This is a genomic window from Pseudomonas sp. TE12234 (assembly GCF_054061835.1).
This window is the reverse complement of the sequence record NZ_JBSSEP010000011.1, coordinates 155,930-180,085: the sequence shown is the minus strand read 5'-3', so window position 1 is coordinate 180,085 and position 24,156 is coordinate 155,930. Positions and strand designations below refer to the sequence as shown.

General features: G+C 61.8%; 20 protein-coding genes and 1 pseudogene. 9 read left to right on the top strand and 12 right to left on the bottom strand.

Features of this window, described 5'->3' with window-relative positions:
• The first annotated feature begins 1 nt into the window (after position 1).
• Both ACVWYU_RS18545 and ACVWYU_RS18540 read left to right on the top strand, forming a co-directional pair.
• Complete coding sequence (locus tag ACVWYU_RS18545) at positions 2–1,417, top strand: Y-family DNA polymerase (protein WP_090322792.1); 1,416 nt, start codon at positions 2–4, stop codon at positions 1,415–1,417.
• A complete protein-coding gene (locus ACVWYU_RS18540) occupies positions 1,393–4,491 on the top strand; it encodes an error-prone DNA polymerase (protein ID WP_457373366.1) in 3,099 nt (1,032 codons plus the stop codon). Before ACVWYU_RS18545 ends, ACVWYU_RS18540 begins: the two co-directional genes overlap by 25 nt.
• Position 4,492: 1 nt before the next feature.
• Here the strand turns inward: ACVWYU_RS18540 and ACVWYU_RS18535 are convergent, their stop codons facing one another.
• Entirely contained in the window at positions 4,493–5,479 is a 987-nt protein-coding gene (locus ACVWYU_RS18535; protein WP_457373365.1) for an alpha/beta fold hydrolase, read from the bottom strand.
• A gap of 140 nt (positions 5,480–5,619) precedes the next feature.
• Between ACVWYU_RS18535 and ACVWYU_RS18530 the strand changes: the two are divergent.
• Positions 5,620–5,751: pseudogene (locus ACVWYU_RS18530) on the top strand (hypothetical protein); the annotation flags it as partial.
• A gap of 131 nt (positions 5,752–5,882) precedes the next feature.
• Here ACVWYU_RS18530 and ACVWYU_RS18525 read toward each other — a convergent pair.
• From ACVWYU_RS18525 to ACVWYU_RS18495, 7 genes are all read right to left on the bottom strand, one after another.
• Positions 5,883–6,545 carry a flavin reductase family protein gene (locus ACVWYU_RS18525; RefSeq protein ID WP_090322788.1) on the bottom strand — a complete coding sequence of 221 codons (663 nt, stop codon included), beginning with the start codon at positions 6,543–6,545 and terminating at the stop codon, positions 5,883–5,885.
• Positions 6,546–6,557: 12 nt separating this feature from the next.
• Positions 6,558–8,045, bottom strand: coding sequence for an amidohydrolase family protein (locus tag ACVWYU_RS18520; protein WP_457373364.1), 1,488 nt, complete (start codon positions 8,043–8,045; stop codon positions 6,558–6,560).
• Positions 8,042–9,238: an amidohydrolase family protein gene (locus ACVWYU_RS18515; protein WP_457373363.1), complete on the bottom strand. Its 1,197-nt coding sequence runs from the start codon at positions 9,236–9,238 to the stop codon at positions 8,042–8,044. Before ACVWYU_RS18515 ends, ACVWYU_RS18520 begins: the two co-directional genes overlap by 4 nt.
• A 128-nt stretch (positions 9,239–9,366) precedes the next feature.
• A complete protein-coding gene (locus tag ACVWYU_RS18510; RefSeq protein WP_248915882.1) occupies positions 9,367–10,425 on the bottom strand; it encodes an extracellular solute-binding protein in 1,059 nt (352 codons plus the stop codon).
• A gap of 17 nt (positions 10,426–10,442) precedes the next feature.
• Positions 10,443–11,231: an ABC transporter permease gene (locus ACVWYU_RS18505; protein ID WP_090322779.1), complete on the bottom strand. Its 789-nt coding sequence runs from the start codon at positions 11,229–11,231 to the stop codon at positions 10,443–10,445.
• A complete protein-coding gene (locus tag ACVWYU_RS18500; RefSeq protein ID WP_090322776.1) occupies positions 11,228–12,145 on the bottom strand; it encodes an ABC transporter permease in 918 nt (305 codons plus the stop codon). Before ACVWYU_RS18500 ends, ACVWYU_RS18505 begins: the two co-directional genes overlap by 4 nt.
• Before the next feature lies 1 nt (position 12,146).
• Positions 12,147–13,232, bottom strand: coding sequence for an ABC transporter ATP-binding protein (locus ACVWYU_RS18495; RefSeq protein WP_247256628.1), 1,086 nt, complete (start codon positions 13,230–13,232; stop codon positions 12,147–12,149).
• Between the two features lie 140 nt (positions 13,233–13,372).
• On the opposite strand from ACVWYU_RS18495, the gene ACVWYU_RS18490 reads away from it, so the two are divergent.
• From ACVWYU_RS18490 to ACVWYU_RS18475, 4 genes are all read left to right on the top strand, one after another.
• Positions 13,373–14,062 (top strand): GntR family transcriptional regulator, encoded by a 690-nt coding sequence (locus ACVWYU_RS18490; RefSeq protein ID WP_247256629.1) that lies wholly within the window; start codon positions 13,373–13,375, stop codon positions 14,060–14,062.
• A gap of 158 nt (positions 14,063–14,220) precedes the next feature.
• Positions 14,221–16,332, top strand: a complete 2,112-nt coding sequence (locus ACVWYU_RS18485) for an ATP-binding protein (protein ID WP_457373362.1) — start codon at positions 14,221–14,223, stop codon at positions 16,330–16,332.
• A gap of 157 nt (positions 16,333–16,489) precedes the next feature.
• Positions 16,490–19,126 (top strand): excinuclease ABC subunit A, encoded by a 2,637-nt coding sequence (locus tag ACVWYU_RS18480; protein WP_457373361.1) that lies wholly within the window; start codon positions 16,490–16,492, stop codon positions 19,124–19,126.
• A 135-nt stretch (positions 19,127–19,261) separates the two neighbouring features.
• Complete coding sequence (locus ACVWYU_RS18475) at positions 19,262–19,450, top strand: hypothetical protein (RefSeq protein WP_090327362.1); 189 nt, start codon at positions 19,262–19,264, stop codon at positions 19,448–19,450.
• Between the two features lie 54 nt (positions 19,451–19,504).
• Here the strand turns inward: ACVWYU_RS18475 and ACVWYU_RS18470 are convergent, their stop codons facing one another.
• Complete coding sequence (locus ACVWYU_RS18470) at positions 19,505–20,026, bottom strand: DUF4142 domain-containing protein (RefSeq protein ID WP_457373360.1); 522 nt, start codon at positions 20,024–20,026, stop codon at positions 19,505–19,507.
• A 217-nt stretch (positions 20,027–20,243) separates the two neighbouring features.
• Here ACVWYU_RS18470 and ACVWYU_RS18465 point away from each other — a divergent pair, with 217 nt between their 5' ends.
• Both ACVWYU_RS18465 and ACVWYU_RS18460 read left to right on the top strand, forming a co-directional pair.
• Positions 20,244–20,477 carry a DUF465 domain-containing protein gene (locus tag ACVWYU_RS18465; RefSeq protein WP_090322766.1) on the top strand — a complete coding sequence of 78 codons (234 nt, stop codon included), beginning with the start codon at positions 20,244–20,246 and terminating at the stop codon, positions 20,475–20,477.
• Positions 20,478–20,584: 107 nt separating this feature from the next.
• Entirely contained in the window at positions 20,585–20,773 is a 189-nt protein-coding gene (locus ACVWYU_RS18460) for a hypothetical protein (protein ID WP_247256633.1), read from the top strand.
• Between the two features lie 52 nt (positions 20,774–20,825).
• On the opposite strand, the gene ACVWYU_RS18455 is transcribed toward ACVWYU_RS18460, so the two are convergent.
• From ACVWYU_RS18455 to ACVWYU_RS18445, 3 genes are all read right to left on the bottom strand, one after another.
• Positions 20,826–21,914: an SMP-30/gluconolactonase/LRE family protein gene (locus ACVWYU_RS18455; protein ID WP_457373359.1), complete on the bottom strand. Its 1,089-nt coding sequence runs from the start codon at positions 21,912–21,914 to the stop codon at positions 20,826–20,828.
• A complete protein-coding gene (locus ACVWYU_RS18450; RefSeq protein WP_457373358.1) occupies positions 21,911–23,056 on the bottom strand; it encodes a sterol desaturase/SRPBCC family protein in 1,146 nt (381 codons plus the stop codon). The genes ACVWYU_RS18455 and ACVWYU_RS18450 overlap by 4 nt, the downstream gene beginning before the upstream one ends.
• A 105-nt stretch (positions 23,057–23,161) precedes the next feature.
• Positions 23,162–24,025 carry a LysR family transcriptional regulator gene (locus tag ACVWYU_RS18445; RefSeq protein ID WP_457373357.1) on the bottom strand — a complete coding sequence of 288 codons (864 nt, stop codon included), beginning with the start codon at positions 24,023–24,025 and terminating at the stop codon, positions 23,162–23,164.
• Between the last annotated feature and the right edge of the window lie 131 nt (positions 24,026–24,156).

Genomic DNA, 24,156 nt, shown 5'->3' with positions numbered 1-24,156 from the left:
CATGCGCTGGGTCTGCATTCTTTTCCCGCAATTGGCGCTGGACGCGGTACTGCGTCAGCGCGCCGACCCCGAAGCGCCGCTGGCGTTGCTGACCGGCCCGGCCCAGCGCCGGGTGTTGCAGGCGGTCAACGGCCCGGCGCGGGCGCTGGGCTTGCGTCCCGGCCAGTCCATGAGCGCCGCCCAGGCCTTGAGCAAGGGCTTTGCCACGGCCGAATACGACACGGCTGAAATCGAACACTGGCAGCAGTTCCTGGCCGCCTGGGCGTATCGCTTCAGTTCCCAGGTCAGCGTGCATTACCCGCGCGCGCTGGTGTTTGAAATCGAGTCCAGCCTGGGGCTGTTCGGTGGCTGGCCGCCATTCGAGGCGCGTTTGCGCAGCGAACTCGGCGAGTTGGGTTTCCGTCACCGCATCGTCGCCGCGCCCAACCCGGCGGCGGCGCGGATGCTGGCCAACGCCCATGACGGCCTGGTGGTGCCCGACGATCAAGCCTTGCAGTATCACCTCGGACAATTGCCCGTCGACCGCATCGGACTGGAGGCCAACGTCGCCACCGCGTTGTCGCGCATGGGCCTGCGCACCTTGAGCCAGGTGCAGGCGTTGCCTCGGCACAGCCTGGCGCGACGCTTCGAGGCCCCGGTGCTCAAGCACCTGGACACCTTGCTTGGCTTGCGGCGCCTGGCGCTGGCGTTCTATCTGCCACCGGACCGCTTCGATGTGCGCATCGAGCTCAACTTCGATGTGCAATCCCATCAGGCCTTGCTGTTTCCGCTGCGTCGATTGACCGGCGATCTGTCGGCGTTTCTCTGCGGGCGCGACAGCGGCGTGCAACGCTTCGACCTGCATCTGGAACACGCCGGCTTGCCGGACACGTTGATCAAGGTGGGGCTGCTCAGCGCCGAACGCGATCCGGCGATGCTCTTCGAACTGGCGCGGGGGCGGCTGGAGCAAGTGCAGGTCGAGGCGCCGGTGCGTGGGTTTCGTCTGCGCGCCGAAGACTTGCCGAGCTTCGTTCCGCAGTTTCAGGAGCTGTTCGACGATCGCCCACAGCAAACCTTGCCCTGGGAGCAACTGCGCGAACGCTTGCGCGCACGGCTGGGGGACGACGCGGTGCACGGCTTGCGCTTTCAGGCCGATCACCGTCCGGAGTGTGCGTGGCAGGCCAGTGCCGACCACCAGCCCTGCGCCGGATTCCCGAGCGTGCAACGGCCAGGCTGGCTGCTGGCCGAACCGCTGGCGGTACACGAAGGCTCGACGCGCATCCTCATGGGGCCGGAACGCATCGAGTCCGGCTGGTGGGACGGCGACGACGTACGCCGTGACTACTACCTGATCGAAACCCGTAGCGGCCAGCAGGGCTGGGCTTATCGTGCGGTCGGCGAGGATGGTCCGTTGTGGCTGCAGGGCTGGTTCGCATGAGCGCCGGGTATGCCGAACTGCACTGCCTGTCGAACTTCAGTTTCCAGCGCGGTGCCTCCAGTGCCCTTGAGCTGTTTCAGCGGGCGAAAAAGCAGGGCTATCAGGCCCTGGCGATCACCGATGAATGCACCCTGGCCGGCATCGTCCGTGCCTGGCAAGCGGCGAAGTCCGTGGAGCTGCCCCTGATCATCGGCAGTGAAGTGCGCATCGAGAACGGCCCGAAACTGGTGCTGCTGGTGGAGAACCTCGAGGGTTACCAGGCGCTATGCCGACTGATTACCCGAGCCCGCCGCCGTACGCAAAAAGGCCAGTATCAGGTGTTGCGCGAGGACTTCAGCGAGCCGTTGCCGGGGCTGCTGGCGCTGTGGGTGCCGGACGCGGTCGATGACTTCGCACAGGGTGACTGGCTGAAACAGGTGTTCGCTGAACGGCTGTGGCTGGCGGTGCAGTTGCACCGTGGTCAGGACGATGTCCGGCGCCTCGATGCGCTGCTGACGCTGGCCAGGGAACTGCGGATTCCTGCGGTGGCCAGCGGCGATGTACACATGCACGCTCGCGGGCGGCGCGCCTTGCAGGACACCATGACCGCGATCCGCTATCACCTGTCGGTGACCGATGCCGGGTTGCGCCTGCACCCCAACGGTGAACGGCACCTGCGCAGTCTCGACGTCTTGCGCGATCTCTATCCAGCGGCCTTGCTCGACGAAACCCTGACCATCGCCCGGCGCTGCACGTTCGACCTCGGTCAGCTGCGTTATCAATATCCGCGAGAGCTGGTGCCGCAAGGGCACAGCGCAGCGTCCTGGCTGCGCGAGTTGACCGAGCGCGGCATGCGCGAGCGCTGGCCCGGCGGGGCGAGCGAGAAGGTACGCGGCCTGATCGACAAGGAACTGGGGCTGATCGCCGAGCTGGGTTATGAAAGCTATTTCCTGACCGTGCAGGACATCGTCGCCTTCGCCCGGCGCGAGAAGATTCTGTGTCAGGGCCGGGGCTCGGCGGCCAACTCGGCGGTGTGTTTCGCCTTGGGCATCACCGAGATCGACCCTGATCGCATGAACATGCTGTTCGAGCGCTTTCTCTCCAGGGAACGCAACGAACCGCCGGACATCGACGTCGATTTCGAGCATGAACGCCGCGAAGAAGTCTTGCAGTATGTGTTCCAGCGTTATGGCCGGGGGCGTGCCGCGCTGACCGCCGTCGTCAGCAGTTACCACGGTGCCGGCGCGGTGCGCGACGTGGCCAAGGCGCTGGGGTTGCCGCCGGATCAGGTCAACGCCCTGGCCGACTGCTGTGGCCACTGGAGCGATCAGGCTCCCCCCGTGGAGCGCCTGCGTGAAGGCGGATTCGACCCCGACAGTCCGGTGTTGCGCAGGGTCCTCAGCCTGACCCGGCAACTGATCGGGTTTCCCCGGCACCTGTCCCAGCACCCCGGCGGCTTCGTGATTTCCGAGCAGCCGCTGGACCATCTGGTGCCGGTGGAGAACGCCGCGATGGCCGAGCGCACCATCATTCAGTGGGACAAGGACGATCTCGATGCGGTCGGGTTGCTCAAGGTGGATATCCTGGCCTTGGGCATGCTCAGCGCGATTCGTCGCTGTTTCGATTTGCTGCGCCGTCATCGCAACCTGGACCTGAGCCTGGCGTCGATCCCCTCCGAAGACGCGCCAACCTACGACATGATCGGCCGCGCCGACACCATCGGCGTGTTCCAGATCGAATCCCGGGCACAGATGTCGATGCTGCCCAGGCTCAAGCCACGCAAGTTCTATGACCTGGTGATCGAGGTGGCCATCGTCCGCCCCGGACCGATCCAGGGCGGCATGGTGCACCCGTACCTGCGCCGGCGAAACAAGGAAGAACTCGAAAGCTATCCCTCGGAAGAGTTGCGGGAGGTATTGAAGCGCACCCTGGGCGTACCACTGTTTCAGGAACAAGTGATGCAGATCGCCATTGTCGCCGCCGACTACAGCCCCGGCGAGGCCGACCAGCTACGTCGTTCCATGGCGGCCTGGAAACGTCATGGCGGGCTGGAGCCGCACAAGGATCGACTGGCCGCCGGCATGAAGAAAAAAGGCTACACGGCTGAATTCGCCGCGCAGATTTTCGAGCAGATCAAGGGCTTTGGCAGCTACGGCTTTCCCGAATCCCACGCCGCCAGTTTTGCCTTGCTGACCTACGCCAGTTGCTGGTTGAAATGCCACGAACCGGCAGCCTTCGCCTGTGCGCTGATCAACAGTTGGCCCATGGGTTTCTACAGCCCGGACCAGATTCTGCAGGACGCGCGTCGCCACCATCTGCAGATTCGCCCGGTGGACGTGCGGGCCAGCGACTGGGATTGCAGCCTGGAACCGCTCAGCGATGCGCAACCGGCGATTCGCCTCGGCTTGCGCATGATCAAGGGCTTTCGCGAGGACGATGCCCGGCGTATCGAGGCGGCGCGTTCGAACGGTGCGTTTGCCGACGTTGCCGACCTTGGCGAACGGGCGCGACTCGATGCCCGCGCTCAGGAGCTTCTGGCCGATGCCGGTGCGCTGCGGGGGTTGGCCGGTGATCGGCATCGGGCGCGCTGGGACGTGGCGGGGGTGCAAAAGCAGCTTGGCCTGTTTGCCGGCCTGCCCAGTCAGGAAGAGAGCGCGGTGTCGCTGCCCAAACCCACGGTGGGCGAGGACCTGCTGGCCGATTACAACAGTCTCGGCACCACCCTCGGGCCCCATCCGCTGGCGTTGTTGCGAGACGAGTTGAAGGCCCGGCGCTGCCGCAGTTCGAAGGAATTGCTGGCGGTCGAGCACGGGCGGCCGGTCAGCATCGCCGGGCTGGTGACCGGACGGCAGCGACCAGGCACCGCCAGCGGTGTGACCTTCGTCACCCTGGAAGACGAGTTCGGCAACGTCAACGTGGTGGTCTGGCGTGACCTGGCCGAGCGGCAACGCAAGGTGCTGGTCGGCTCACAATTGCTCAAGGTCGATGGACGCTGGGAGAAGGAGGGTGAGGTCCGGCACCTGATTGCCGGACGCTTGAGTGACCTGAGCCCGCTGCTCGATGGCATTACTGTGCGGAGCCGGGACTTTCATTGAGTCACAGGGTTTCAGGCAGCTGGGCACCGGCAGCAAAGTCAGTGAGTAACTGCCCCGTGGCCACGGGGCGTTCAATCATGGGCAAGTGGTTGCAACCTTCCAGGGTGACAACCTGCCCGACCCAATCATCGGGCAGACCGTTTTGCATCGTCTGCAAGGCGGAGATATCGATCACCTTATCCTCGCGGCAGCCGATGCCCAGTACCGGCAGGGTGAGCTGCGCCAGCCGATGATCCAGCGCGAACCACTGGGATGGTAGACGGATCTGCGCCAGGGTGGACTCGATAAAGCTGCGTTGATGCCGATTGCCCGCAATGGCATTTTCCACTTCCTGGTCGGACATCTCGGGAGGATTGAGATAGACAAGTCGGGCAGTGCGTTCGACGCCGGCACGGTCATCGTAGATAAACGGGTTGTGACCAGCATTCAATGACCGGACGAAATCGTTTTCGGCGAAGCTCAATCCCAACGGGTTGACCAGCACCAGGCGTGCAATACGCTCCGGCCTTTGGGCGGCAAATACGCCGGCAATGGCGCCTCCCATGGAATGGCCGACCAGATTGATTTCACGCAGGTCGAGCGCAAGCAGAAAGTCATTGAGCCGCGCTGCTTGTGCATCGATGTCATAACTTTCGCCGGCAAGGCGCGTCGAATCACCCCAGCCGGGAAGGTCGGGAATAATCACGTGAAAGCGTACGCCGAGGTCCTCGCCCAACGTGCGCCAGGCGTCCTTGCTTGAAGAAAAGCCATGTACCAGCAACAGGACCGGACCGTTTTTTGCGCCCTCGTAATACGACCAGGTCGTGTCGCCTGCCTGGATTGATCTGGTCTGCAGGGAGGACTTTGCTGTCGGATTGATATCCGGGGGGGTTGAGTGTGCGGTGCCCGAATACGGGAGTGTTGCAAGGAGGAGTATCGCAGTGAACAGAAGGATGTACCTGCTGCTTCGAATCGTATGGAAAGGGGAAAATCGCTGACGGGTATCCATGTCATTAACGTCCTGATTACGCTGTTCGGTTGTTTTGTCTTGCCAGGGAATGGATTGATGAGCTGCCCAGCAAGAACAGTTGATTTGAAGTTGAATATGGCGCGGCGCCAATACTGGCAACCGGGAAATGTACGACCTCAGGTTTCAGATTAAACAAGGTCGATGGACGCCGGGAGAAGGAGGGTGAGGTCCGGCACCTGATTGCCGGACGACTCAGCGACTTGAGTCCGCTTCTCGACGGTATCACTGTGCGTAGCCGGGATTTTCGCTAACGACGCATCCCCCTGTAGGAGCGACCTTGCTCGCGATGGGCGCAAGAACACCGCAGTTCATCAGGCACCCCGCATTAGCGTTGACGTTTTTCGCGAGCAAGCTCGCTCCTGCAGGAGATATGCGCTGCGTACTACTTGGCTAGTGGCCAAAACCGCTCCCCACCCCCCGGCGCTTCCGTCCAGGCCTGCAACGAGCGTGTCGGCAGATCGAAGTAATCCCGCGTGCGTGCATAGCCATGCCCACCCATCCGCCCGATCGCGTCGAGTCCCAGTTGATCGATGTACAGGGTTTTCGGGTCGATCAGTTCGTCGCGAACATGGGCCATCAGCACTTCGCCGAAGATGATTTCCCGCGACTGGCCGATGGACAGCGCCATCATCCGGCGACATTCCAGCGCGACCGGCGCTTCGCCGATCCGTGGGCATTTGACCGTGGTGCCGGGAATGGCGGTGAGGCCGGCGGCGGTGAGTTCGTCGAAGCCGGGGGCGAAGGGCACGGCGCAGACGTTCATGGCTTCCACCAGCGCATCACTGACGATGTTGACGGTGAATTCCTGGTTGAGCTGGATGTTGCGCGTGGTGTCCTTGGGGCTCTGGTCGCCGTAGTTTTCAACGCCCAGGGCGAGGATCGGGGGATCGGCCGAGAGTGCATTGAAAAAGCTGAACGGGGCGGCGTTGATCCGGCCTTCACCGTCGACAGTGGTGACCAAGGCAATCGGCCGTGGCACCACGCTGCCGATCAGAATCTTGTATTTGTCTCGCGCACTCAGCGTGCTGAAGTCGAAGCTTTGCATGGGCAGGATTCTCTAAAGAAGTGGATCGATGGCGCTCAATGGCGCCTGCGCGCTGTAGTCGTCGGCGAACGGGATGGCCGGTTGGAACAAGGTCTTCCAGTCCGGTTGGCCAAAGGCCCGGTCGCTGTGGCTGCGCATGAGTTTTTCAAATTGTCGTTGGGCCTGGCGTTGCAGGGTGGGGTAGTCGACACCCAGGACCTGGCCGTCCTGCATCACGCAGCGGCCATCGATGTAACTGGCAATGCAGTCGTCGCCGCGTCCGGCCAGCACCAGGTTTTTCAACGGATCGAACAGCGGCCCCAGGTGCAAGCCGCGCAGGCTGAACACGGTGATGTCGGCCTTGGCCCCCGGCGCCAGACGACCGATATCGTCACGGCCCAGTGCCTTGGCGCCGCCGAGGGTGGCGGCGTTGTACATGTCCAGTGTGCTGGTCAGCGCGTTGCCGCCCTCCATCAATCGCGCGATGTTCAGGCCCTGGCGCATGTTGTCGAGTAAGTCCGCTGGCCAGGTGTCGGTGCCCAGGGCGACGTTGATGCCCTTGGCCCGATAGCGGCCGAAGGAGTTGAGCGCCTCGCCATCCCGGGCGAAAACCACCGGGCAATGCACCAGGCTCGCACCGCCATCCACCAGCCGCTGAAGGTCGTCATCGCCCTGGGTGTAGATGCCGTGGGGCAGCAGGCTGCGCGGATTCAAAAGCCCGAGCTGTTGTAACCAGCCCAACGGTGACGCGCCGCGCAGTTGTTCGACCATCGCCACCTCGCCGAGCCCCTGGCAGCAATGCAAACGCATCGGTGCGTTCAGTTCGCGGCTCAGCGCAGCGGTGCGTTGCAGCAGTGCCGGCGTACAGGTCTGGATGCGGTCCGGCAACAGCGCCCCACGAATCAGGCCGCCGTTGGCGCCGTCGAAATCACGGAAAAACCGTTCCGCCGCATCAAGTCCGGCCAGGCCTCGGGCTTCATCCCAGTGATGCGCCAACGTACCGTCGGCCTGCCAGTAACTCATGCCGCTCATGTAACAAGGACCGAGGTAAGTGCGCAGCCCCAATTCGCTTGCCACACCGACCACCGCCGCAAATTCGTCGTAGGTTTCCGCCCATTGGCGGTAGTACATCGAGGTGATCGGCATGGCGGTGGTGATGCCATTGCGGATCAGTTGGGTGAAGGCATAGCGATACTTGAAGACTTCCTCTTCAGGGCTGTAGCTCTCCCGTGATCCGCGCGCCAGATAGTCCGCCGACCACATCCGGCCCATGTCGCGCTCGTCGCCGTTGTCCAGGGTCAGGACCGTGGAGTCAAGATCACCCAAGGCATCCAGATCAATGAAACCGGGGCCGATCAGCGCATTGCCGTAGTCGATCCATTGACTCACCGGCCCCGGATAACCGCGCCCGACAAATACAATGCGCGAGCCCTCGAACACTACCTCGCCATTGCGCCACAGCACGTGTTGCGTGCCGTCGAAGCCGACCACACAACTGGCTCGAAGCCCGATGCGATTCACAAACGACTGTCCAGCAAGCGACCGCCCGAAGCGATCAACCGTCCACTGCGATAAACCTGGCGAACCGGCCGTGAAACCAAGGCTTCACCCAGGGTCTGCACCGGCATCAACAGAAAGTCCGCCGGCCCACCCAGCGCCAGCCCATAGTCCGAAGCGCCCAGCGCCCGCGCGCCATTCACCGTCGCCGCGTCGAACGCAGCCGCCAGTTCATCGTCCTTGTTCAGGTCGAAACGAAACGCCAGCAACATTGCTCGCTCCAGCATGTCGCCATTGCCCATGGGCGACCAGGCGTCGCGAATGCCGTCGGAACCGAGGCAGACATTCACCCCGGTTTCGCGCAGAGCGAGGAACGGCGGCACCGCGCAGTCGGCCGGTGCCGAGCTCATCAACGAAATACCCAGCGCCGCCAGGCGTTCGGCCACGGGTTTGACCTGGCTCCACGGCAGCATGCCGAGGCAGTAGGCATGACTGATCATGACCCGGCCCTGACGCCCGAAGCGTTCGGTGTAATCGGCGATCAGCGCGATTTGCCACAGGCCCAACTCGCCCTTGTCGTGCAGGTGAATGTCCACCCCACGGTCGAACTCGCTGGCCAGTTTGAACACGAAGTCCAGTTGGGCGATTGGGTCGTTGTCGATGCCGCACGGGTCGAGGCCGCCGACGTTCTCCACGCCCAGAGCCATGGCTTCGCGCATCAGTTCGGCGGTGCCGGGACGGCTGATCAGGCCGGTTTGCGGGAACACCACCAGTTGCAGGTCGATGAGGTCGCGGTACTGCTCCCGCAGCTGCTGCATGGCTTCGACGTGGCGCAGGCCGAACTCCGGGTCGATGTCGACATGGCAGCGCATGGTCAGCGAGCCACGGGCGATGCAGTTTTCCAGCAGGGCCCCGGCCCGTTGCGCGATCGGGGTTTGGACTTCACGCAGGATCCGCCGTTCGTTGGCGATGTAGTCCTTGAGGGTCGGGCCGGCGCTGTTGGGGCGCCACGGCTGGCCCCAGAGGGTTTTGTCCAGGTGCACGTGGCTTTCCACCAGGGTCGGGGTCAGCAGTTGGTTTTGGCCATCTAGGTCGGTGGCGAGTAATTCAGTGGTCGAGGCCGGGCGACGTTGGGTGAACCGGCCGTTTTCGATCAGCAGGTCTTCGGCGGCTGAACCGTAGGGGCGTACATTGCGTAGCCAGCGGGGTTGATTCATTGCAAACCTCAAGTTGTATATTGTCAGGGCCGGCCTATTCGCGAGCAGGCTCGCTCCCACATGTGGAATGCGTCACCTGTGGGAGCGAGCCTGCTCGCGATGGCCGCGACTCGGTCTCAGTCAGGCAATCAGCCCTTGAGCTTCGCCCAGATGCGGTCCTGCAGTTCCCGCGCCTTGTTGCTGCACTCTTTCTCGGGGCGCAGGCGCGAGGCGAATTCGTCGGGCATGTTGATGGCGTCCATCACGCGCCATTTGGCGTCGATCAACGTGTCGCTCTGGATGCCGTTGGCGTAGGCGATGGCGTTGGACACGGCGGCGGCGTTTTCCGGTTTCATCATCCAGTCGATGAAGAGCTTCGCGTTGCCAGGGTGCGGGGCGCTTTTCGGGACGGCGAAGTTGTCCTGGAACATCGCCAGGCCTTCGCGCGGGTAGACGTACTTGATGGTGCTCTTCTGCAACGTGGCTCGCGCGGTGGAGCCGTTCCAGTTCTGCATCATGATCACTTCACCGGAGGCCATGCGATCGACGGTGTTGTCCGAGCTGTACATCTTCAGGAACGGTTTCTGTTTTTGCAGCAGTTCGAGGATGCGCTTGGCGTCCTGCGGGTTTTCGCTGCATTCGTCGACGTTCAGGTAATGGCTGGCGGCATTGATCACGCTGCTGGAGGTGTCGAGCGCGGCGAGCTGGCCTTGCAGTTCCTTGCGCGGTTCGAAGAACTCTTTCCACGAGTCGTCGAGTTTGCCGCCCGGCACCCGCGCACTGTCATAGGAAAACCCGGTGGTGCCCCACAAGTACGGTGCCGAGAATTTGCGGCCGGGGTCGAAGCTCGGGTCGCGGAACGCCGGTTTCACGTATTGGAAATTGGGTAGGGTCGGGGTGTCGATTTCCAGCAGCAGGTTCTGGTTGATCAGGGTGCGCATGATCGACTGCGACGGCACGATCACGTCATACGCCGCGCCCCCGGCCTGCAACTTGGCCAGCAGGGTTTCGTTGCTGTCATAACCGTCCATGGTGACCTTGATCCCGGTCTCCTTTTCGAACTTGGCCAGCAGGTCGACCGGGTAGTAATCGGTCCAGTTATAGAAGAACAGTTCCTTGGGCTCTGCGGCCTGTGCACTGAAAGCGGTGAAGCAACTCAAGGCCAGACTGGCAACGGCGAAACGCATGCTTTTCACTTTTTTGTTCATAAAAACAGGCTCCAGGCTCATTGTTGTTTACCGCGCTGTCCCAGCCAGAAGGCCAGCACCACCAGCACGATGGAAATCACCAGCATCAGGGTCGAAATCGCATTGATCTCCGGCGTCACGCCGGCCTTGATCGCGGAGAAGATGTACACCGGCAGGGTGGTCGAACCCGGCCCGGCGACGAAGAAGGTCATGATGAAATCGTCGAGGCTGACCACAAACGCCAGCACCGAACCGGACAACACCGCCGGCCACAACAGCGGCAAGGTCACCCGGCGAAACACCTGCCACGGGTTGGCGTACAGATCGTTCGCCGCTTCCAGCAGGCTCTTGTCCAGGTCGTTGAGCCGCGCGCGGATCGGCAGGTATGCAAACGGAATGCAGAAACCGATGTGCGCGATGATCACCGTCAGCAATCCGAGCTTGATGCCGAGCGCCATGAACAGCAGCAGGGTGGCGACCGCCGTGACGATCTCCGGCAGGATCAGCGGCAGGTTGATCCCGCCCTCGACCATTTTCTGTCCGTAGAACGGCCGGTAGGTGGCCAGCGCCGCGAGCAAGGCAATGGCCGTGGCGCAGACCGTGGCGATGCTGGCGACGATGATCGAGTTCAGCGCCGCCGTCTGGATCGACGGGTTGGCCAGAATCCGTCCGTACCAGGCGAAGGAGAACTCGGTCCACACCGTCGCCGAGCGGTTGGCGTTGAAGCTGTAGGCAATCAACACCAGGATCGGCAGGTACAGATAAGCCAGCATCAACAGACTGACTTCACGGGTCAGGGGCAGTTTTTTCAGGTGCAAGGCGATCATGCTTGGGCTCCCCGACGCAGGGTCTTGGCGGCATTGCGGCTATAGAGGGCGTACAGCACCAGGGACAGCATCATGATCCCCAGCAGCAGGAACGACAGCGAACTGCCCAGCGGCCAGTTGCGCGCGGTGCCGAACTGTTGCTGGATCAGGTTGCCGATCATCAGCGTCTTGCCGCCGCCGAGAATCGCCGGGGTAATGAACGCGCCAAGGCTCGGCACGAACACCAGCAGCGAACCGGCAATCACCCCCGGCATCGACAGCGGCAAAATGATCCGCTTCAGCGCGTGCCAGCGATTGGCACCGAGGTCGTAGGCGGCTTCTACCAGGCGCCAGTCGAGTTTTTCCAGGGTCGAATAAATCGGCAGGATCATGAACGGCAGGAAGCTGTAGACCAGCCCGACGCTGACCGCGAAGTCGTTGTAGAGCAAGGTGATGCCACCGGCCTGGGGGAACAGCGCATTGAGGGTTTGGGCGACCCAGCCCTGTTCGCGCAGGATGATCAGCCAGGCGTAGTTGCGGATCAGCAGGTTGGTCCAGAACGGGATGGTGATCAGCAAGACCATCAGGTTGCGCCGGCGCGGTGTCAGGCTCGACATCCACAACGCCACCGGAAAGCCAAAGAGGAAGCACAACACGGTCGTGCCACCGGCCTGAAACACCGAGCGCAACAGCGCCTGGGCGTAGACCCAGTTCAGCTCCAGTTCACCGTCGAAACCTTCCTGGAAAAACAGCTGCACGTAGCTTTGCAATTGCCAGTTGGCCTGCCAGTCGACACCGCCATACACGTTGCGCGGCAACAGGCTGATGTAGCCCATGATGCCCAACGGGATGGCGATCAGGGCCAGCAGGGTCAGAACCACCGGGCTGAGCAACAGCGCGCGGTTGAGGGCGGGAGAAGTGCTGCTGACGCTCATCTCAGGCCTCCATCAGCAGGCAAGCGTGGGGCGGCAGGTTGACCGCGACGCGATCGCCCACCCCCCGTCCGCGATTCAGGCCTTCGTTGTTCTCGCGCAGCATGACCTTGATGTCGTTGTTCAGGCGGCACTGATAGAGGGTTGCGGTGCCGACATACAACACGGCCTCGATCACCCCGCGCAGGTGATGCGGTTGCGTCGGATCGACCAGTTGCGAGCGCTCCGGACGGAACGCCAGTTGCACGCTGGCGCCATCGAAGCCTTGGGCCGGGCAGGGGATTTCCACCGGCATGCCATTGGGCACGAAGAGTTTTTCGTTCTGCTGGCCGCGCTTGAGGTGGCCGGGCAGGAAGTTGATGTCACCGATGAACTGCGCGACAAACTGATGCTGCGGCCGTTCGTAGATGTCATTGGGCGTGCCGATCTGCAGGATTTTGCCGGCGGACATCACGGCAATGCGATCGGACAGGGTCAGGGCTTCTTCCTGGTCGTGGGTGACGAAAATAAAGGTGATCCCGGCTTCCTTCTGCACGCGCTTGAGTTCGACCTGCATTTCCTTGCGCAGCTTGAGGTCCAGGGCCGACAGCGGTTCGTCGAGCAACAGCACTTTCGGTTTCGGCGCCAGGGCCCGTGCCAGAGCCACGCGCTGTTGCTGGCCCCCGGACAATTCCGCCGGTTTGCGCTTGGCCAGGTGCTGCATTTGCACCAGGGCGAGCATTTCGTCGACCCGCTGCGCAATCTGCTTGTGATCAAGACCCTGCATCTCAAGGCCGAAGGCGATATTCTGCGCAACACTCATGTGCGGAAACAGCGCGTAGCTCTGGAATACCGTGTTGACCCGACGCTTGAACGGCGGCAAGTCATTGACCGGTTCGCCCGCGAGGCGAATCTCGCCGTCGCTGACGTGCTCGAAGCCGGCGATGGTGCGCAGCAGGGTGGTTTTGCCACAGCCGGAAGGGCCGAGCAGGGTGAAGAACTCGTTGTCGGCAATGTCGACTGAAACGTTGTCGAGGGCTGGAGCCAGCCCCGGATCGTCGGAATACCGTTTAAAGACGTTACGCACTTCGATTGCAACTGGATGACCCATAATGGTGCATTCCTCTAATTATTGTATGCAAAATCTGGATGCAATTTAGAAATACCCGGATTAATCTGCTCGTGCAACCCCCTTTTGAAAGGCTGTTGATTCGCCTGGGGCTGATTGCATGGCGCTGAAGGAGTGATCGAATGGCGGAAAAGAAACTGGAAACCACGGTCGACCGTGTCTACCAAGGGGTTTACGAGGCGATCAGCAAGCGCACCTTGCGTCCCGGGATGAAGCTGGGCGAGTCATCGCTGGCGGAACTTTTCAGTGTCAGCCGCACATCGGTTCGTGCCGCGCTCAAGCAGTTGGAAGCCGATGGCCTGGTCACCACCGAGCCCAATAAAGGTGCGTCGGTATCGTTACCGAGCGACGAAGAGATCCGTTCGCTGTTCGAAACCCGGCGTTTGATCGAAATCGGCATCGTCAGCGAACTGTGCCGCCGCCGCGATACCGCGGTGACCCAGGATCTGCGCGATCACTTGCTGCTGGAGGACGAAGCGCATCAGAGCGGCGATCACGAGCGCCTGATCCATTTGCTCGGCGAGTTCCACATCAAACTGGCCCGCAGCCTGAACAACCCGGTGTTGCTGGACTGGTTCCAGAAACTGATCTCCCGCGCCTCGCTCTACGCTGCTGCGCTGGATGACGATAGCCACGAAGCCTGTCGCGATGACGAACACTTGCGATTGATCGAGTACATCGAAGCCGGTAACCAGAGCGCGGCGATCGAGCTGACCTGCATGCATTTGAATGGCATCGAGAAGGCGATTCTGGATGTGGCCGCCACGTTGAAAACCGGTTATCACCCGCTTAAACACCTGATTGAGGTGTAATCATCCGGTCTGATACTGCAAATGCTCCCACAGGGTTTGCCAGTCACGGATTCTGGTCGTTCAGGATGGACCGCGAGAATCAGCTATACCTCTATGAAACCAATGCCATCCGCGATGCTCGAAACAAACGGGTGTGATTTCCTGGACAAGGTCAACCGATGCAGTTTCTAGAGGATAGCCACGGGTGTGCCGGCTGGGGCGGCGAAATGGCCGGGCGCATTCGTGCGTTCGACTGGCGCGGGACCGAGCTGGGCAACATCGACACCTGGCCCAAGAGCCTGAGCAGTTCGGTGCAACTGATGCTTGCCTCGCCACTGCCGATGGTGATGCTCTGGGGGCGGCCCGGCTACATGATCTATAACGACGCCTATTCGGAGTTTGCCGGCGGGCGGCATCCTTATCTATTGGGTTCTCCGGTCGAGCTGGGCTGGCCGGAAGTCGCCGAATTCAATCGACATGTGGTCGATACCTGCCTGGCCGGCGGCACGTTGTCCTACCGCAATAAAGAGTTGGTGCTGCTCAGAAGCGGCATCCCCGAAGACGTGTGGATGGACCTCTATTACAGCCCTGTCGCCGATGATGACGGCAAGCCCGCCGGGGTCATGGCAATGGTCGTCGAGACCACGGAGCGGGTGATTTCCGAACGCCGTCGACAGGCCGCCGAAGATGCCTATCGCGCCGACAACGAACGGGTACGCCTGGCGTTGAATGCCGGCGCCTTGCTCGGTTCGTTTGTCTGGGACGTGAAGAGCAATGTGTTGAGCGGTGATGAGCGTTTCGCCCGTACCTTTTCCTATCCCGCCGAACAACCGCTGGACAACCTGCCACAAGACATCGCCCAAGCGCATATCCACCCCGACGACCTCAGTTGGCTGCAGGAACAGGTCCGGCAATCGATGACGACTGGCGAACCCTTCAATGCCGAATATCGGGTCATTCGCCCTGATGGCAGTTATCGGTGGGTACTCGCCAGTGGCTGTTGCGAGTTCAACGAACAGGGCGAGCCGTTTCGTTTCCCCGGGGTGTTGATCGACATCCATGAACGCAAGATCGCCGAGGAGTCCTTGCTCAGGTTCACCCGTAACCTGGAGCAACGCGTGGCCGACGAAGTCGGGGCGCGGCTGGCGGCGGAAGAACAACTGCGCCAATCGCAGAAGCTCGAAGCCATCGGTGGCCTGACTGGCGGCGTGGCTCACGACTTCAACAACCTGTTGCAGGTGATCGCCGGCAACCTGCACTTGCTGGCCCGGCATGAGCCGAACAACGCCAATGTCCAGCGCCGGGTGGCGGCGTCGATTGCCGCCGTCGAACGCGGGGCAAAACTGTCTTCGCAATTGCTCGCGTTTGCCCGTCGGCAGCCCTTGTCCCCGGCCATTTATACGCCTGAGCAGATTTTCGATGGCCTGGGTGAGCTGTTGCAGCGCGCGCTGGGTGAAACCTTCCAGGTGCATATGAGTGCGCCGGCCAACCTTTGGCCGGTGTTCGTCGATCGCAATCAACTGGAAAATGCCATTCTCAACCTGGCCATCAATGCCCGGGATGCCATGAGAGGTGAGGGGACCATCGACCTGAGCGCGGAAAACATTCGCCTTGATCGCGCATTTTGCACGGGCAAGGGCATTGTCGCCGGCGACTATGTACGGGTATCGGTGGCGGACACCGGTGCAGGCATGCCGCCGCAGGTGCTCGCCCAGGCGTTTGAACCGTTCTTCACCACCAAACCCGACGGCCAGGGCACGGGGCTTGGCTTGAGCATGGTATTCGGCTTCGTCAAACAAAGCGGTGGGCACATCGAAATGTCCAGCGTCGTTGGTGAAGGTACCCGGGTGCAGTTGTACTTCCCGCGCAGCCTGCGCACGGTGGGCAAAGAGACAACCACTGCAGACGTGCAGCAACGTGGCGGCTACGAACGGATTCTGGTGGTCGAGGACAATGAAGCGGTGCGCGTTTCAACGGTGGAGTTGTTGCGCGAAGAGGGCTATCAGGTGCTGACGGCCGCCAATGCCGACATCGCCATGCAGATGTTGCTGGAAGGCGTCGCAGTGGACCTGATTTTTACCGATGTGGTCATGCCGGGCCTGATCAAGAGCTCGGATCTCGCGGCGTGGGCCAAGGTGCAGAATCCACCCGTGACGGTGCTGTTCACCTCGGGGCATACCCGTGACATTATCTCGCGCAACCACCAACTCAGCCCCGATACCCATTTGCTGGGCAAGCCCTACGGCCCCGACGCGCTGACCCGGATGATTCGTACGGTGCTCAACGGTTGAACACATTCCATCTGTAGGAGCCGAGCTTGCTCGCGAGGGCGGTGTGTCAGGCAACCCACCTGTTGACTGTGCCGACGTTTTCGTCGGAACGCCGCCCGGAGCAAGCTCGCTCCCACGAGGACCGGTGTTTTTTCAAATATCCAATCAAGGCGACCTGATGACCTCAAACCGCACCTCCACTCCAACCTCCGGCATGGTCAAGGTACGCGGTGCCCGGGAACACAATCTCAAGAACGTCGATGTCGATATTCCCCGCGATGCCCTGGTGGTGTTTACCGGGGTGTCCGGTTCGGGAAAATCGTCGCTGGCGTTTTCGACCCTCTACGCTGAAGCGCAACGCCGCTATTTCGAATCCGTCGCTCCTTATGCGCGGCGCCTGATCGATCAGGTCGGCGTCCCGGATGTGGACTCCATCGAAGGCCTTCCTCCGGCCGTGGCTTTGCAGCAGCAACGGGGCACGCCGAGCACGCGTTCTTCGGTGGGCAGCGTGACGACGTTGTCGAGCCTGATTCGCATGCTCTATTCCCGCGCCGGCAGTTATCCGCCAGGCCAGCCGATGCTGTACGCCGAAGATTTTTCGCCCAATACGCCCCAGGGTGCCTGCCCGGAATGTCACGGCCTGGGCCGGGTGTATGAAGTCACCGAGGCGCTGATGGTCCCGGACCCGAGCCTGACCATCCGCCAGCGTGCCGTCGCCTCGTGGCCCCTGGCCTGGCAGGGCCAGAACCTGCGGGACATTCTGGTGACCATGGGCTATGACGTCGATGTTCCCTGGCGTGACCTGCCGAAAAAACAGCGCGACTGGATTCTGTTCACCGAGGAAACCCCGACGGTGCCGGTGTATGCCGGCCTCACCCCGGAAGAAACCCGGGTCGCCCTCAAGCGCAAGATGGAACCGAGTTACCAGGGCACCTTCACCGGCGCGCGTCGCTACATCCTGCACACCTTCACCCATTCGCAGAGTGCGCTGATGAAGAAGCGCGTCTCGCAGTTCATGCTCGGCAGCCCGTGCCCGTTGTGCGACGGCAAGCGGCTCAAGCGCGAGGCGCTGTCGGTGACCTTTGCCGGCTACGACATCGGCGCGCTGTCACAGATGCCGTTGTTGCAGGTCGCTGAGGTGCTCAAGCCGGTGGCGGCCCAGCATTACCTGGAGGAGGGTGATGAAGCGGGCGAGGTGCTGACCCACAGCCAGACCCGCGAGGCCCGAGAGCAGCGCGTCGCCCACGGCGCCAGCGGCCACGCCGACGCTCCTGATGTACGCCATACGCCGAACCTGTCGGTGGAGAAGCGCCTCGCTGCGCAACGAATCGCCCAGGATCTGCTGGAACGGGTCAGTACCCTGACCGACCTTGGCCTCGGTTACCTGGCGTTGGAGCGCAGCACGCCGACGCTGTCATCGGGTGAGTTGCAGCGTCTGCGCCTGGCGACGCAGTTGGGCTCGCAGTTGTTCGGCGTGATCTACGTGCTGGATGAGCCGTCGGCCGGCCTGCATCCGGCGGATGGCGAGGCGCTGTTCGACGCCCTGCAACGCTTGAAGGCCGCCGGCAATACCTTGTTCGTGGTCGAGCACGATCTGCAAACCATGCAGCGTGCCGACTGGTTGATCGACGTCGGCCCGGCGGCGGGTGAGCATGGCGGGCGGGTGCTGTACAGCGGTCCACCGGCCGGGTTGGCTGAAGTGGCCGAATCGCAAACCCGTGCCTACCTGTTTGCCGAGCAAGCCAGCCAGGCCCGTACCAGCCGCAAGGCCCGGGATTGGCTACGCCTGGAAGGCATTACCCGCAACAACCTGAATGATCTCGATGTCGAGTTTCCGTTGGGTTGTTTCACCGCGGTGACCGGGGTCTCGGGTTCGGGCAAATCGAGCCTGGTCAGCCAGGCGTTGCTGGAACTGGTCGGCGCACACCTCGGGCGCCCGGCCGCCGACAGCGAACCCCAGGAATTGAATCTGGAAGACGACACGCCGCAGGTCAGCGGTGGTCAGGTGACGGCGGGACTGGCGTCGATCAAACGCCTGGTGCAAGTCGATCAGAAACCCATCGGACGTACCCCGCGTTCCAACCTGGCGACCTACACCGGGCTGTTCGACAACGTACGCAAGCTCTACGCTGCCACGCCCGAGGCGCAAGCGGCGGGTTATGACGCCGGGCAGTTTTCCTTCAACGTTGCCAAGGGCCGTTGCCCGACCTGCGAGGGCGAGGGTTTTGTCAGCGTCGAGTTGCTGTTCATGCCCAGCGTCTATGCACCGTGCCCGACCTGCCACGGTGACCGCTACAACCCCGAGACACTGGCGATCACCTGGCAGGGCCGCAATATTGCGCAGGTGTTGCAATTGACGGTGGACGAAGCCGTCGAAGTGTTCGCCGAACAAGCGGCCATCCGCCGCTCGCTGGAGGTGCTGCGCGACATCGGCCTGGGCTATTTGCGCCTCGGTCAACCGGCGACCGAGCTGTCCGGCGGCGAAGCCCAGCGCATCAAACTGGCCACCGAACTGCAACGCAACCAGCGCGGGGCCACGCTCTATGTGCTCGACGAACCCACCACCGGACTGCACCCACGGGACGTCGATCGTTTGCTGGAACAATTGAACAACCTGGTGACGGCGGGGCACACGGTGATTGTCGTCGAGCACGAAATGCGCGTGGTGGCGCAGAGTGACTGGGTGATCGATATCGGTCCAGGGGCAGGGGATCAAGGTGGCAAAGTGGTTGTTGCGGGGACGCCACAGAAAGTCGCCAAGAGCAAGAAGAGCCGGACCGCGCCGTTTTTGGGTCGGGTGCTTGGCGCGGCGTGAAGGGGCGGTGGGAGCTTATGCCGGTGTTTCTTGTGCCAATTCGGCCAACGGATGGAACGCCGCCCGCGAGATGGCTTCGAACCTGCATGGCCGGGCTGTTCCAGCCCCGCAATGACAGCGACGAACGAGGTCATCATGAGCGATAAAAGGGGTCCAGAGGACGACGCAATAACTGCCGAGCCGGAAAGCGCCGACAAATCGGTCGACCAGAAAAACCTTCACAGCGATAACGACAATGAGTTCAGTCCGGGTTTCAAGCCCGATCCGGATCGACCAAAGCCGGGTGACGAGACCGACGCCGACATTGATACCGATGGCGGTTAGGTTGAATGCAACGAGGCCGCATCCCTTGATGCGGCCTTTTTGTGTGTATGGGGGCTATTTGCTTGGGTGTGCCGCCTGAAGTTTTTTCGCCATATCCAGGTGTTTTTCCAGCCCCGGCAGCATTTTCTGCGCGAAGCCTTTGAGTTCCATCCCGCCTTTGGTCTTGTCGTCGGTCACCGTGTTGGCCTCTTTCTTGAACAACTCGATGGTCTGTTCGTGGGCCTTGACCTGGTTGTTGGCATACGCCGCGTCAAAGGATTCATCGCGCAGGTCGAGGATTTTTTCCTTGGCCTGGTTGGTCAGTGTCGTGCTGTCCGGCACCTTGATGTCATTACTTTTCGCAATGGCCGCCAGTTCATCATTGGCCTTGGAATGATCGGTGATCATCATGTTGGCGAAGGCCTTGATGTCGGCCGAGCTGCTTTTTTCCAGCGCCAGCTTGCTGGTTTCGATCTCTGCGATGCCACCTGCGGCGGCGTGATCGACAAAGTCGTTGGAAGTGGAGGCGAACGCCGTGCCCATGCAGGTGCTCAAGGCGACGGCCAGAGTGAGGTGGCGCAGGTTGAATCCGTCCATAGGTGCATCTCCACGCAATTTTCATGGGTGATCGGGATGATCGTTAAGCTGTGGAGGCTGGCAGGCGGGCAAAGGTTTTATCGCGATTGCGACAGGACGACGAACGGACACCGCTGGTCTGACAGGTGGTCGACAGAACCGGTCAACCAAGGCCATTCTGATAGTTGGCGAACGCAATCAGTCGCGGTTGCTACCGATTAACAAACGGAGGTGTTCCATGCCGGTGTCACACGACCTTTATCAGGATCTGAAACGCTCAAAGGAAGAAATCCAGCAGAAACGCACCAAGGATCCGTTATTGGATTCGCTGCTTAACAAGTATTCGCAGGCAGATGCCGAAGTGGTCAAGGCAGAGCAGGCCAAGTCCAGTGATGACGCAGTGAAGAAGCTCAAGGAGACGCGCCTGATGGTCAAGGACAAGATCGTCAAACAACTCGAGTCGTCGTCCTGAAGACCCCATGAGCCACTGACGATCGGTGGCTGAAAAATTGGAACGGCGCTAACGACGGCACCTCGAATGATCAGAGTCCGTCATTACGGCGACAGACGAGGTGCCCCATGACTCATCCAAAATTCCCCAGCGAAGAACAGGGAGCCTTCGATCCCATCCCCACCCATCCCGAGCCTTTGAGCCCGGGGCGCAATACCGTCAATCCTGAAGAAGAACCCGGCCTCGACGAAGTGCCGGATGATGAAGCAGGCAAACCGCCGAAAAGGCGCGAGGGTATTGACCTGGATTCCGATTGACTCCTGACCCTGTGGGAGCGGGCAAACCCGCTCCTGCCATTTGATCAGTTTGTTATTGCAACGTCGCGCGCAGCGGCAAGCGCACCATGTTTTTCGCCGTCAGCGAACCGAAATACAGCCAGTCACCATATTCGCGCGCGGTCGTGATCGGTGAGTAATTGCCGCTGCTGCCGTCCTGCAGGTTGGCAATGACCCTGCCTTCGACATCGAGTCCGAGTACGAAAGCGCGTTTCTCCACCGGTTTGGGCAGCACGGTCATGGCACGTGCGATCACCTTGCGTATGAAGGGATGGGCCGCCGTGGAGTCGAGCAAGGCGTTGCGCGGCGCGTACAGCGCTACCCAGAAACGGTCGTGACCATTGAACGCCAAGTTGTCGGGCAGGCCTGGCAAGTTGTCGATGAACAGATCGTGGGTGCCCGCCTTGGGGCCGCTCAACCAGTAACGGCTGATCCGATAGGCGCCGGTTTCGTTGACCAGTACATAGGCATCGTCCGGCCCGAGCGTCACGCCATTGGCAAATTCCAGCTTATCCAGGAGCACGGAGGTTTTGCCGGTCTGGAAGTCATACCGCAACAAGCGGCCATCGCCACCGTGTTCGATGATTGCTTCTCCATCCTTGCCATAGCCGAAGCGGCTGGAGGCATCGCTGAAATAGGCATAGTGCCCCGGCTTGTCGATGGCGACGTCGTCGGTGAAACCGAAGGGCAGGCCGTTGGCCTCGGTCGACAAGGCCACCAGGCGACCCTGGGCGTCCAGCGACAGCAACCCCTTGACGGCATCCGCGATCACCAGCAAGCCGTTGGGGTGGCGAGCCAGGCCCAAGGGGCGGCCACCGGTATCGGCCAGAACCTTGGTGACCTTGCCGTCAAGGCTGGTGCGAATCACCCGGCCGTCATGCAAACCGGTGATCAGCGTATCGCTTTCCAGCAGCAATGCTTCGGGGCCGTCGATGTCCGCAGCGCCGACAGGCTCCACGCCCTTGAGGCGCTGATTGTCAGCGTAGGTGCCACTGATGAGGGAGGGCGCGGGTGCTGGCATCCAGGCCACGGGTTTGACCCTGGTTGGCATCAGCAGCAAGAAGGCAGCCACGACAATGACCACCAGCAGTAACCCATGGCGAAACCGGATCGAGCGACTCACGCGCGGACTTCCGCGAGGGCCAGGTGTTTTTCCGCCATCTCGCGCAGCGCCAGCATCGAGGCCGCTGACTCACGCTCAATCCGGCGCTTGAGCAACAATCGATTGGCAAGGCGCATCGTCACGCCACTGAATTGATACTCCAGTGTGCGGATAAACCGCGTGCTATCACCCCGGGCTTCACATTCGTACGTCAGTGCCAGCGACAGCCCATGGTCGCCAAGCGCCTGTGCACGCCAGCGCAGCCCCGGCAGGTATTCATCAACCACCCAACTCAAATGCCCGTCGCGTCCACCGGCGCGGATGTCTTCCTCGAACCGCGCGCCGGCGTGCAGCGAGCCCTTTTGTCCGTTGATCCTGAGGGACGATGGATGCCACTGCGGCCAGTGGCTCACGTTGCTGGCGTAGGCCAGCACGGCAAAGGGCGTTCCGGCGATCTCGATCTGATGTTGCATGCGGGTCATGGGCGTGCTCGTCGGTTGCGGGATCGCCGGCTCCGGTTCCCAGTAAAGGGTGCCGAACAGGTAATCCATCAATGGAAAAACGATGTTGAAATTGCGCTCATGCATCAGCTCGCGACGGTGATGCAGTTCATGCAGGCGGCGCATCTGGCGAATCCACGGCAGGCGCGCCAGCGGATTGTGCGGCGGCAGATGTTCGCAGGCATGGAACACTTCATAGGCCAGGTAGCCAAGGACCAGGAAACCTGCGACCAACCCGGCGACGTTGACGTCGAGTTGCTTGAGCAGCCACCAGAGGGGCAGGGTGATGAGCAGGGTGTGCAACACGATCAACCAGGCGGGAAACAGAATCACCCGCCAGTCGCGGGCGCTGTCGTAGGTCATGTGGCCCGGCGCGAAAAAACTGTGATGGTCGCCAGCGTGACGGGAATAGAACAGTCGCGCGTAACTTTTTTTCTGATGGCCCAGGTGCCGATGCACCCTGTACACAACGAAGTTGAAGAACAATAGCGTCAGCGGCACCGCCAGCCATTCAGCCGGTTGTACCTGGTGCACGTTGCTCCAGAAAACGGCGATGGCGAGCAAGCCGAACAGCAGCACGAAGGCACCGTGCAGCCATGGGTTATAGAGCGGGTGAATGTTGGCGCGGTAGCGGCTGCGGAATCCCTCGGTGGTCTGCCTCACTGCAATCACCTGTCGTTATTGTTATCTCCAGCAGCGTAGACGATCCCGGCGTTTTGGCTGGCCAACCTCGATGACACAAGTGCCACGATCCGGTGCAAGGCGGACTCAGATCAGCGGGTTCCAGCGCTGCGACCAGTCTTCATCGGACTGGATGACGTCGCGCAGCAGGTCGAAGGCCCGTTGCAGGGTTTCCGAATCGCGGTCGCGGGAGTAGACCAGATAGGTCGGGTAACTGAACTCCGGGGCTTTCGGGACTTGTTCCAGCACGCCGCTCTCCAGGTAGCTCTGCACCACGCGGGTGCGGAAGTAGCCGCTGCCGCCGTTTTCCAGGATGTATTGCAAGCCCAACGGGCCGAGATTGAAGGTCAGGGCGGCTTTGGCTTTTTCCGGCAGTGCGGCATCGTGCTGACGCCGGAAGTCCTGGCCCCAGTCAATGTAGACGTAAGGCTCGGCCCGTCCGGGCAGGCGCACGAGGACCAGTTTTTCCTCCAGCACTTGTTCGACCTGCAGGCGTGGCCAGTATTCGGGCTGATAGACCAGCGCCGCGTCCAGCACCCCCAGTTCCAGCTGGCGCAGCAGGTTTTCGCCGTCGCGGATTTCCATGCGTAGGGCGTGGCTCGGGATTTTCTTGCGCAGCTCGCCGGCCCAACTGAGCATCAACGGGTTGCACAGACTGACCTCGCCGCCGATGTGCAACACATTGTGATATCCCTCGGGCAATGGCAGGTCCCGTCGCGCGGCTTCCCAGGTTGCCACCAGTTGATTGGCATACACCACGAAGGCTTCGCCGTTGGGCGTCAGGCGGGCGCCGGCGCGGTTGCGCACAAACAGGGTGCTGCCCAGTTGGCTTTCGAGTTTCTGTACCCGTGCGGTGATCGCGGTCTGGGTGACGTGGAGCTTCTCGGCCGCTGCGGCAAGGCTGCCATGGCGGACGATTTCCAGAAAGGTGCGGGCGAGATCGATGTCCATGGGGTGGCCGGTTCGAGAGGTGCACGCATTGTAAGAGTCTCGGTGGCCCGCCGATACCCTGGACTGATCCCTGCCATAAGAGGCGCAATTTGGGGGAGCGAGCCTGCTCGCGAAGACGTCGTGTCAGCCGA